We start from the raw sequence: 10,995 nt of genomic DNA on the forward strand, positions 1-10,995 counted from the left end.
CCGCTCGAGCTCGATGCAGTCGGCGACGTCGAGACCGTGCAGCCGCTCGTGCAGCACGCGCTCGCCCACCGCCCACTGCTCGAGGTTGTCCAGCTCGACCGGCAGCGCGTCGGCCGGCTCGTCCTCGCCGCGCGTCTCGGCGACCCCCAGCCGCAGCCGCAGGAAGCCGCGCGCCGGGTGGGTGATCAGCCGGCGCAGGTCGCCGAGGTCGACGTCGGTGGGTGGCCGCGGCGGGAGGACACCGTCGAAGAGCGGCGGCGGCACCACGCGGGGGCCGGCCGCAGCGACCGCGCCGGCGTACGACAAGGCGTCGAAGCTGAACGGCCGCGACCCCGGTGAGCGCTCGAAGTTGCTGGCGTCGAAGGGCTGCAGTGCGTGGTGCGTGGTGATCACCTCGCGCACCCTGCTGCCGTCGGGCACGGACGCGGTCCGGTCGAGCGCGTCGAGCAGCTCGCCGAGCGGCACGGCCGGCGGCACCGGCAGGTTGGTGCGCTCGTCGGCGCCGGTGTAGGTGACGACCAGGTGGTCCTCGGCCGCGCTGATCGCGTCGAGGAAGAGCTGGCGGTCCTCGCTGCGGGGGTCGCGCTCGCCGACCCACGGGTCGCGGGCCAGCACGTCGTCGCCGTCGCGGGTGCTCTGCCGCGGGAAGACGCCGTCGTCGAGACCGAGGAGGCACACCACGCGGTGCGGCACGGAGCGCATCGGCACCAGGGTGCACACGGTGAGGGTGCCGGTGCGGAAGCTCGCGCGCGTCGGCCGCCCGGCGAGGTTGCCCTCCAGCAGCGCCCGGACGTCGGCCAGCCCGAGCAGCGCCGTGCTGCCCTCGGCGGCGTCACCGACGTCGCCGAGCTCGGTGCGGAGCTGGAGGAGCTGCCAGGAGGTGTCGTACGTCGTCGCGGCCAGACCGGTCACCGCGTCCTCGAGGCCGGCCATCCAGGCCTGTGCGGTGTGCCGGCCGGCCATCAGCTGCTGCGCGGCAGCCAGCCGGTCGACGAGCTCCGCGAGCCGGCCGGCCAGGTCGATGTCGGAGCTGTCGACGTCGTCCAGGGGCACCGTGGCGCCCCAGGTGTCCAGGTCGCCCTCCATCGCGGCGCCGAGCAGCAGCCGGTCCAGGCCGGTGCGCCAGCTGCCCTGCTCGACGTCGCCGAGCTGCCAGGTCGCGCGGTGCTCGCCGTCGAGGCCCCAGCGGACGCCGGCGCCGACCGTCCAGTCGCGCAGCCGCTCCAGCTCGTCGTCGTCGAAGCCGAAGCGCGCCCGCACGGCGGGAGACCCCGCCAGGTCGAGCACCTGGCTCGCGGTCAGCCGCGCGGTGCCGAGCTCGAGCAGCTGGGACAGCACGGCGAGCAGCGCGTTGGTCTGGCGCAGGGCGCGGTCGGCGAGCCGGACCCGCAGCCGGGCCGCCGGGTGCGCCGCGTCGTCCTCGGCGCCGATCGCGAAGGTGGCCGCGATGATCGGCGCGAAGGTCTCGATGTCGGGGCACATGACGAGCACGTCGCGCGGCTCGAGCGTCGGGTCGTCGGCGAGCAGCCCGACGACGACCTCGCGCAGCACCTCGACCTGCCTTGTGCGGCCGTGGCAGGCATGCACCTGCACCCTGCGGTCACCCTCGGCGAGAGGTGGCGGGTCGGCCCGGACCCGGTCGGCAGCGAGGTCGGCCTTGAGCCGGCCGAGCAGCGTGTCCGGCGGATCGGCGCTCTCGTGCAGCACGGTCTGCGCGTCCGGGGCGCAGCGGGCGATGAGCTGCTGCAGCTCGAGGACGTCGCGGGACAGGCTGGTGAGCAGCGGGTTGGCGAGCCGGCTGCGGCTGGTGTCGTCGCCGCGACGCACCGACGGTGGGGCGGCGGCGACGGTGTCCCACAACGCGGGGGAGGAGTGGTGCAGCCAGAGGTGCACGTCGCGGTGCTCGGCGAGCGCGGCAAGCACCTGCAGGCGAGCGGGCGAGAGCCGGCTCGCGCCGAAGACCGACAGCCGGCCGGGCAGGGCGCTCATGGCCGGCTGGTCGCGCAGCTGCTGGCAGGCGTCGTCGAGCAGCTCGGCCGGGCTGGGGGAGTCGAGGATGTCGCGCAGCCGGCGCCACAGCTCGGGCTGCCAGCGCAGGTCGTCGTCGAGCGGGTCGCCGTTGCCGCTCTTGTCGCGGCCGGCCGCCCACGCGCGCAGCATCTCGGGGCGGGACTGGCCGTAGTCGTCGAACATCCCGGCCAGCCGGCGGGCGACCGCGAGCCTCCGGCCGGTGTCCTCGCCGCCGCCGTCCGGCGTCGCTGCGCCGAGGTGCCGGGCGAGCGTCCTGGCCCACGACTCCGTCGCGACCGCCGCGTCGATGACGTCGAGCAGCGGCCACACCGACCGGGCCGGCGCCCAGCGCTCGACCGTGTCGGCGTGCGCGGCCGACGAGGCGGCGAGCGCCTCGTCGACCAGCGTGCTCGGCCAGGGGAACGCCACGTTGGCGCAGACACCGTCGCCTGACGACGTACCCAGGACGTGGGACAGCCGCTGGGCGAGCCAGCGCTCGACACCCTTGGCGGGCACCGCCACCACCTCGGCGGCGAACGGGTCGGCCGGCGGCACCGCGAGCACGTCGCCGAGGCCGCGGGCGAGCGCGGCACCGCTCGCCGCGCGATGGGTGATGAGCATGACCCTCCTTCGCCGCCGACCGTATCGGGCGGGCTGGACAAGACGTCACCGGTCACTCGGCGGCGTCGGCGCGCTTGTCGGTCTTCAAGAGTCGGCCGATGCTGTGACGATGAGCGAGCAGCCACCGGTCACCACCTCCGCCCTCGACGAGCTCGACCGGTCGTACGAGTGGTACCGCCGGCACGCGAAGCAGTCCCGTGTCGTCTACCAGGCTGGCGAGCTCGCCCTGCTCACCACGGGCGCGCTGATCCCGGTGTCGACGACGCTGACCGACGACCAGACGCTGCCCGCGCTGCTCGGTGCGCTGGTCGTCGTCCTCACCGGCATCCGTCGCATCTTCAGCAGCCACGAGAACTGGCAACGGTTCATCGACGCCAGCCTGGCGCTGGCCAACGAGCGGGCGCTCTACGTGCACGGCTTCACGCCGTACGCCGACGCGGGCAGCCGGGACGAGCGGCTGCTCCGGCGGGTCAGGGAGATCGAGACCCAGGAGACGGCCGGCTGGCGGACGCTGAGGCAGCAGCGCGCCGCCGAGGCCTGACTCCGCCTGCCCGCGCTGGCGGCCGTGCGATGCACTTTCTGCACCGCAGCCCCGCCAACCCACCGGGAGAGGTGCGCCTACCCGACCAGCGGGCCGTGCGCCCGCACCGCCACCGCGTCGAGCTCGATCGCGACCCGGTTCGAGACGAAGGCGCCGCCGCCCTCGACCGCGGCCCGCCAGGTGACGTCCCAGTCCCGGCGGTCGAGGGTCGCCCGACCCCGCAGGTGGACGCGGCTGCTGCCTTCGGAATCGATGAGGGCACCGGTCCGGACGACGGCGATGGTCAGCGGCCGGGTGGTGCCCCGGACGGTGAGGTCGCCGGTGACTCGCGCGCGGTCGGCTGCCAGCACGTCGACCGCGGTGGAGCGGAAGGTGATCCGGGGGTGCACCGCGGCGTCGAAGAAGTGCCTGCGCAGATGCTCATCCCGACGGCTGTTGCCGGTCGTCAGACTGTCGACGTCGACCGTCACCTCGGCGCTCGATCGCGCCGGGTCGGCGAAGTGGAGCTGGATGCCGCCGGCGAAGGCCGCGAACTTGCCGCGTACCTTCGCCACGCCGAGCTGGCGGGCGACGAAGCCGAGCCGGGTGCGTGCCGGGTCGAGCAGGTAGGTGCCGGTCAGCGAGGTGCGCGCCGTGGTGGTCATCTGGTCCTCCTGATGGGTCTGGGTGCCGACACGTCGGTGCCGAGGCGTCACGCGTCGGTGCGGGTGAGCTCCAACGGGCGTTCGCTGTCTACGTCAAGCGCTGGTCCGGGCCGCGGCAGCTCGATCACGTCGGGCGCCGGCACCGGTGCCCGGGCGGGCAGCCAGACCAGCGCCACGGCAGCTCCGGCCGCCGCGACGCCCGCGGCGACCAGCGAGGCGATGCTCATGCCGTGCAGGAACGCGGTGCGTGCCGCGTCGGACAGAGCGGCCCCGCTCGCGCCGGGGAGCTGGTCGGCGATCCGCAGCGCCGCGCCGATGCCGTCGTCGGCCCGGTCGGGCACCGGAGTGCCGTCCGACCCGAGGTGCGACGCGTAGGCGGACGAGAGGACGCTGCCGAGCACCGCCACCCCGAGCGCCCCGCCGACCTGGCGGGTGGTGTCGTTCATCGCCGAGCCGACACCGGCCTTGGTCACCGGCAGCGAGCCCATGACCGCGTCGGTCGCCGGGGTCATGGTCAGGCCGATCCCGAGACCGAGCAGGACCAGGACCACGACGACATGGCCGTAGCCGTCCGTCTCCGACGTCGTGGCCAGCAGCAGCAGCGACGCGCTGACGAGCGCCAGCCCGGCGGTGACGACGAGCTTGTCGCCGGTCCGGCGGGCCAGCAGGACGGCCAGCGGTGCGCCGACGATCAGCGTCGCGACCGGTGTGACCCGGACACCGCTCTCCAGCGGGGTGTAGCCGAGCACGAACTGCAGGTACTGCGACAGGAAGAACACCGAGCCGAACAGCGCGAAGAAGACCAGCGTCACCGAGACGGCGGCTGCGGAGAACCGCGCGCTGCTCAGGAAGCTCAGGTCGAGCATCGGCTGCGGCGTGCGGCGCTCCCAGTCGACGAACGCGCTCAGCAGCGCGGTTGCAGCGGTGAAGCCGAGCAGCACCGGCTCGGACGTCCAGCCCTTCGAGGGCGCCTCGATGATGGCCCAGACGAGAGCGGCCAGCCCGCCGATCGAGAGCGCGGCACCGACCCAGTCGGTCCGCGGCGCCGACGGGTCGCGGGACTCCGGCACCAGCCACCGGGCGGCGACGAGGGCGCCCATCGTGACCGGCACGTTGACCAGGAAGACCGATCCCCACCAGAAGTGCTCGAGCAGCCAGCCCCCGCAGGCCGGCCCCAGCACGATGCCGATGCCGGACACGGCGGCCCAGATGCCGATCGCCTTTGTGCGCTCGGCCGGGTCGCGGAAGCTGTTGGTCAGCACCGACAGGGTCGACGGCATGATGAACGCCGCGCCGGCACCCATCACGCCGCGCGCCGCCATCAGCTCGCCCGGCGACGCTGACCACGCCGCCCAGAGTGACCCGCCGGCGAACACGACGAGCCCGAATCCCAGCGCCCGCCGCCGACCCAGCCGGTCGCCCAGGCTGCCCGCGGTGAGCAGCAGGCCGGCGAACACCAGGGTGTAGGCGTCGACGATCCACTGCAGCTGGCTGTCCGACGCCGCGAGGTCGCGGGACAGCGTGGGGAGGGCGACGTTGAGGATGGTGTTGTCGAGCCCGATGACGAGCAGGCTCAGGCACAGCACCCCGAGGGTCGCCCACCGCTTCCGGTAGGCGGTGTCCGGGTCCATCTCGCGGTCCAGGCTCCGCCGCCGCCGCGGCGCGGTCCGTGCCTGCCGCACGTGCCGGGACTGCTGCGCCTGCCGCAGCATGTCGTGCCGCCGCTCGTCGACGAGCATCTTGGTGAGCTGCCACATGGTGTGCCTCCTCCGGGAAGTGCTCCGAAGGTCACGCCGACGTGGGTGCCGTCGCATCGGTCGTTTCGCCGCCGTCGAAAGCGGCCGCAGGTGCCTGCCGGTCGGTCGCCGCCATGCGCCGGCCGGAGTGCCACGAGGGCGGGTCCGCCGGTCGACCGGGTCGCGCGACGTGCGACTCGGCGATATCGCCGATGCGACGCGCCGGGACGTGCCGGACCGTCGTCCCATGGCGCAACAACCGTCGATGACCGCCGTCCGGGCGTACGTCGACGCCGGCACCCCGCGGCTGGCGGTCGAGACCGCGCCGCGGCCGGTGCCCGGCATCGGGGACGTGCTGGTGGCCGTCCGCGCGGCAAGCCTCACGCCGACCGAGCTGGGCTGGCCCTCGACCTGGACCGACCGGGTCGGCCGGGACCGCAGCCCGGTGATCCCGGGGCACGAGTTCTCCGGAGTCGTGGTCGCCCTCGGCCCCGGCACGACCGGGCTCGGCGTCGGGGACCCGGTGTTCGGGCTGGCGGACTGGTACCGCGACGGCGCCGCGGCGGGCTACCTCGCGGTGGAGGCACGCAACGTCGCCGCCAAGCCGCTGACCCTGAACCATGCCGAGGCCGCCTGCGTGCCGCTGGCCGCGTCGACGGCCTGGCAGGCGCTGTTCGTCCACGGGCGGCTGCGCGACGGGCAGCGCGTCCTCATCCACGGTGCCGCTGGGGGAGTCGGGGTGTTCGCCGTCCAGCTGGCCCGCTCCGCCGGGGCGACGGTCATCGGCACCTGCCGCTCCGCCGGGCGCGCCGCCCTGCTCCACGACCTGGGTGCCTCGGAGGTGGTCGACGTCGACCGCGAGCGGTTCGAGGACGTCGGACCGGTGGACCTGGTCCTGGACCTGGTCGGTGACGACGTCGCGCAGCGCTCCTGGCCACTGGTCCGGCCGGGCGGCACCCTCGTCACGGTCGTCGGCGGCGTCCCACGCGGGCGCCCGCGAGCCGACGCGCGGTGGGTGTGGTTCGTGGTGGAGGCCGACCGCCGCCTCCTCGCCGAGCTGGCCCGCAGCATCGACGAGGGGGAGCTGCGCCCCGTCCTAGGCGCGGTCTTCCCGCTGTACGACGCGCCGCGCGCATTCGGCGCCAAGCTGCGCGGCGGGGTGCTCGGCAAGGTGGCGCTGCAGGTCGTCGACGAGGACTGACCGCCCCGCTGCGGGCTAGCCGACGAGGTCGACCTGGCGCAGCTGGCCCCGCGAGGCGATGCCGAGCTTCGCGTAGACGCTGCGCAGGTGAGCGTCGACGGTGCGCGGGCTGAGATAGAGCTGCCCCGCGATCTCCTTGTTGGTGGACCCGACCACGACCAGCCCGGCGATCTGCAGCTCCTGCGGCGTGAGTCGCGCCCGGTCGTCGTCGCGACGACGAACCCGCTCGCCGCTGGCCCGCAGCTCGGACCACGCCCGCTCGGCCCACGGCCGGGCGCCGAGCCGCTCGAACTCCTCGGCCGCGTCGCGCAGGTGGGGGCGCGCCTCGACCCGGCGCCGCTCCCGCCGGAGGTGCTCGCCGAGCAGCAGCAGCGTCCGCGCCCGGTCGAGGGAGGGCCCGAAGCGCGACAGCGCGGCCACGGACCGCTCGTAGTGAGCAGTCGCGACATCACCGTCGGAGAGCAGCGCCCGACATCGGTGCAGCTGGCCCGCGACCGACGCCGACTGCGAGGAGGTCGCCCAGGCCTCGAACGCGGCGAAGAGGGGCAGCGCCCGCTCCGGCTCGCCGACCCGCACGGCCGCCTCGACCAGGTCCGGCGTGTGGGTGAGCTGCACGCCGGGGTGACCGTCGACGGCCAGCTGCTCGAGCCGCTCGAGCGCCCGCTCCGCGTGTCCCAGGCCGAGGTCGAGCAGAGCGAGCATGCTCCGCACCCACGAGTCCGGGAAGCTCAGGCCGTGCCGGGCGGCCAACCGCCGCACCGCGTACGTGTGCTCGACCGTGGCCTGCTCGTCGCCACGGATGGCTGCCACTGTCGCGAGCATGGCCAGGTGCATGGCGACCGCCGGTGGCTGATCGGTCTCGCGCGCCAGCTCGAGACCCTCCGAGGCATGGGCTTCTGCGGCCGCGGGGCTGGTGGTGACCTCCGCGATGGCCGAGAGCTCCAGCATGCGGGTCAGGGTGCCGAGCGCGCCACGGGCGCGTGCCACCGCGACCGCTCGCCGTGAGCACTGGGCCAGACTGACGCCGTCGCCCAGGTAGCCGGCCGCGACGGCGGCCATCAGCAGGACTTCGGGATTCTCGCTGTGCTGGCTGCGTTCGAGGGCGCTGCGCAGCAAGGGCGTGGCGCGTTCGACGTCACCGCCCAGCAGCAGGGTCATCCCGGTGACGTGCTCGACCGCAGGCATGTCCTCGTCGGCCTCCAGCTCGACGACCCGGCGCCCCAGCTCGGCGACCATGGCCTGGTCGCCGGCGAGGAAGGCCGCCTCGAGCGCCTCGACGAGCGACGCCGCGGCGCGGTGCGGCTCGACGGCGGCGAGCAGGTCCGCGGCGGCGAGCAGCATCTCGAAGCCGTCCCGGACGACACCCCGGCGGCTCTCGAAGCGCCCGCGTAGCTGGGCCACCCTTCCCTGGACCAGGGGTGTCGACACGACCTGGGCGGCCCGGTCGACGAGCCGGGAGGCCTGCGGTGCCCGGCCAGCCTCCCAGGCGTCCTCGGCCGCGTCGAGGAGGCGGCGGGCCCGCTCGTGCGGGCTCGGGCTGAGCTCGGCGGCGCGCTCCAGCGCGGCGGCGGCCGCCTGGTGGCCGGCCCGCGCGCGGGCGGCGAGTGCGGTGTGCTCGAGGTCCGCGGCGAGGCTCTCGTCGGGGGTGGTCGCGGCTGCTGCCCGGTGCCAGGCCCGGCGGTCGGCCTGGTCGTCGGGGAGGGCTGCGGCGAGTGCCTCGTGCGCCTGCCGCCGCTCGGAGGGCAGGGCGGCCTGGTAGACGGCGGACGCCACCAGGGGATGGACGAACTCGACGCGTTCTCCGGCCAGCCGGAGCAGCTTCGCCCGCTCCGCCTCGGCCAGCGTCGACGTACCGATGCCGAGGGGACGAGACGCCGCCTGCAGGGTCAGCAGGTCCCCGGAGTCGTCGGATGCGGCGACGAGCAGTAGCCGTTGGGCGTCCGGCGTCAGCTGGTGGACCCGGCCGAGGAACGTCGCCTCCAGGCGGGCGCTCAGCGGCACCTCCGTGCGGCCGGGCGGCGAGGGCGTCGTCGGAGCGGGTACGTCGTCGCTGAGCTCGACCAGCGCCAACGGGTTGCCGGCCGCCAGCTCCACGATCCGCCGGCGCGACGGGGGGTCCAGCGCCGGTGCGTGCGCGGTGAGCAGCCGGTCGGCCTGGTCGGGAGCGATCGGGTCCAGCCGCAGCTCGGCCAGGCCGGGCGGCTCGAGCTCGCCGAGCCGGGCCGACACCACGACCGCCAGCCGGTCGGACTCGATGCGCCGGGCCGCGAAGAACAGGGCGTCCATGGATGAGCCGTCGATCCACTGGGCGTCGTCGACCAGGCACAGGACGGGTTCATGGTCGGCCAGCTCGGCCAGCAGGCCCAGCACGCCGGCGGCGACCAGGAACCGGCTCTGGCCCTTGGGCTCGTCCATGCCGAGGGCGGCGGACAGCGCGTCCGCCTGGGCAGTGGGCAGGGCCGGCAGCAGGTCCAGTGCCGGGCGGAGCAGGGCGTGCAGGCCGGCGAACGGCAGCCGACTCTCGGCGTGGACGCCCTGGGCGCGCAGCACCCGCATCCCGTCGGCCCGGTCGGCCGCGTAGCCGAGCAGCGCGGTCTTGCCCATCCCGGGCTCGCCGGTCACGACGAGCGCGTCACCCGAGGCGTGGCGCCCTGTCGAGGAGCGCGTCGAGCGTGGCGCACTCCTTCTCGCGCCCGTAGAGCCCGTGCTCGGCCATGAGTGCCTAACGCCTCCCGCCGCGCCCCGACCGACGACGGGACCCCCGTGCAGCCATCTCTCCTCCTCCGGGGCGCAGACCACCTCCGAAGTTAGCCGTCGGCGCCTGATGCCGCATCGGCGAAGTCGCCGACCCGAGCTTCCCGAGTGCCGACAGGCCCATGCACCGAGTGCCGACAGGCCCATGCACGATGAGTCGGTCGCGCGTGACAGTAGGTAGTACCCGCGCAGGCTGGTGTCGGTCCCCCGCCACAGGGGAGGGATCGGCCCATGGGCAGGCACTCGAGACCGGCGCCGGGAGCGGCGCGCACGGTGGGCGCGATGCTTGCCCGCGGCCTGCCGTTCTGGACCGGTTCGGTCACGCTGGCGGCGGTCGTCGGGCTGTGCGCCACATCACTTCTGGCGCCGGGCGCACCTGGCCAGCCTGACGCGCAGGCGGTCGCGACGAGTCAGGTCGCAGCCGACGAGTCGACGACGAGCGACGAGTCGACGACGGCAGCCGCGACCGCATCCTCCAGCCCGCCGACGACCTTGCCCAGCTCGTCCTCCTCCAGCCCGCCGACCACGTCCTCCAGCCCGCCGACCACCTCGGCCATCCCGTCGACCACCTCGGCCATCCCGTCGGCGACCTCGTCCGCTGCCCCAGGAACGCCGTCGGCGTCATCGACGGCCAGCACGCAACCGGCGGGGTCACCGTCCGCGACCACCGACGGGACGGCTGGACCGGACCCGGGCTCGCCGGCGCCGAGCGCGGATTCGGCGTCGAGCCCGGCCGGCTCGCCCACCGCGGCGGATGCGCCCTTCGATCCCGGTCCGATCGCCGCGCCGACCGGCCGGCAGTCCACCCCGTCGACGGCCGGGCAACGGTCACGACCGGCCGCGACCTCGTCATCCGACGCCAGCGACCGGCGCCGTCAGGACGATGACCGCTGGCAGCCAATTCCGGGGCGACGGCAAGCGGAGCCCGTGGTTGCCGCGGCGGCTCGACGGTTCGCATCGGTCCTGACCGACGACCGGCCAGATATCGTGCTCCTCGCATCGCGGTCGACGGCCTCCTCGGGCGACGGACAGCCCGGTGACATCGGCACGCCGATCGCCGAGGAAACAGCCGCGGCGGTGGCGCCTCCGACACCTGCACAGACTTCCGCCGAGAGCGGTTCTGACGGCCAGGCCGAGCACCAGGCACCGCCAGATGCGGCGGACGAGCATCTGCACATCGACCCGACGCCCCTGCAGGTAGCCGTCTTCCTGGCGGTCTTCCTCCTTGGCCTGGCCGCCGCACTCGTCGGCTCGTCCACGGGGCCGACCGGTGCGCACCGCCGGCGCTGACACCACCCGTCCACTCTGGTCAGGAGCGCGGCAGCAGCTCTGCGGGGCCGAACGCGGCGCAGACGGCCGGGTCCAGGAAGGCCGTGAACGCGGAGACCTGGGTGCCGCGCAGCGTCAGCACGTCGAGGCTGTGGGCCAGCCATCGCCCGTCCTCCCGCAGGTAGAACAGGCAGGCCGGCTGCCCGTTCGCCTCGACCG

The 10,995-nt window shown here is 74.7% G+C and carries 8 protein-coding genes; 3 read left to right on the plus strand and 5 right to left on the minus strand.

Features of this window, described 5'->3' with window-relative positions; all coding sequences use genetic code 11:
• On the minus strand, nt 1-2,631 hold a 2,631-nt coding region (gene recC / locus VK640_00180), incomplete at its 3' end, for an exodeoxyribonuclease V subunit gamma (GenBank protein ID HTE71606.1).
• Nucleotides 2,632-2,740: 109 nt separating this feature from the next.
• Here recC and VK640_00185 point away from each other — a divergent pair.
• The gene (locus tag VK640_00185; GenBank protein ID HTE71607.1) at nt 2,741-3,172 is read left to right on the plus strand and encodes a DUF4231 domain-containing protein; all 432 of its coding nucleotides are present in this window, start codon (nt 2,741-2,743) and stop codon (nt 3,170-3,172) included.
• A 77-nt stretch (nt 3,173-3,249) separates the two neighbouring features.
• Here the strand turns inward: VK640_00185 and VK640_00190 are convergent, their stop codons facing one another.
• A complete protein-coding gene (locus VK640_00190; GenBank protein HTE71608.1) occupies nt 3,250-3,816 on the minus strand; it encodes a YceI family protein in 567 nt (188 codons plus the stop codon).
• Between the two features lie 47 nt (nt 3,817-3,863).
• The gene (locus VK640_00195; protein ID HTE71609.1) at nt 3,864-5,573 is read right to left on the minus strand and encodes an MFS transporter; all 1,710 of its coding nucleotides are present in this window, start codon (nt 5,571-5,573) and stop codon (nt 3,864-3,866) included.
• Between the two features lie 226 nt (nt 5,574-5,799).
• Between VK640_00195 and VK640_00200 the strand changes: the two genes are divergently transcribed.
• Complete coding sequence (locus tag VK640_00200; protein ID HTE71610.1) at nt 5,800-6,753, plus strand: NADP-dependent oxidoreductase; 954 nt, start codon at nt 5,800-5,802, stop codon at nt 6,751-6,753.
• 15 nt (nt 6,754-6,768) lie between these two features.
• Here VK640_00200 and VK640_00205 read toward each other — a convergent pair whose 3' ends face one another.
• Both VK640_00205 and VK640_00210 read right to left on the minus strand, forming a co-directional pair.
• The gene (locus tag VK640_00205) at nt 6,769-9,654 is read right to left on the minus strand and encodes an AAA family ATPase (GenBank protein HTE71611.1); all 2,886 of its coding nucleotides are present in this window, start codon (nt 9,652-9,654) and stop codon (nt 6,769-6,771) included.
• 263 nt (nt 9,655-9,917) lie between these two features.
• Nucleotides 9,918-10,253 (minus strand): hypothetical protein, encoded by a 336-nt coding sequence (locus tag VK640_00210; protein HTE71612.1) that lies wholly within the window; start codon nt 10,251-10,253, stop codon nt 9,918-9,920.
• A 181-nt stretch (nt 10,254-10,434) separates the two neighbouring features.
• On the opposite strand from VK640_00210, the gene VK640_00215 reads away from it, so the two are divergent.
• The gene (locus VK640_00215; protein ID HTE71613.1) at nt 10,435-10,797 is read left to right on the plus strand and encodes a hypothetical protein; all 363 of its coding nucleotides are present in this window, start codon (nt 10,435-10,437) and stop codon (nt 10,795-10,797) included.
• Nucleotides 10,798-10,995 lie beyond the last annotated feature (198 nt).

Source organism: Actinomycetes bacterium (assembly GCA_035489715.1).
Lineage (GTDB): Bacteria > Actinomycetota > Actinomycetes > JACCUZ01 > JACCUZ01 > DATHAP01.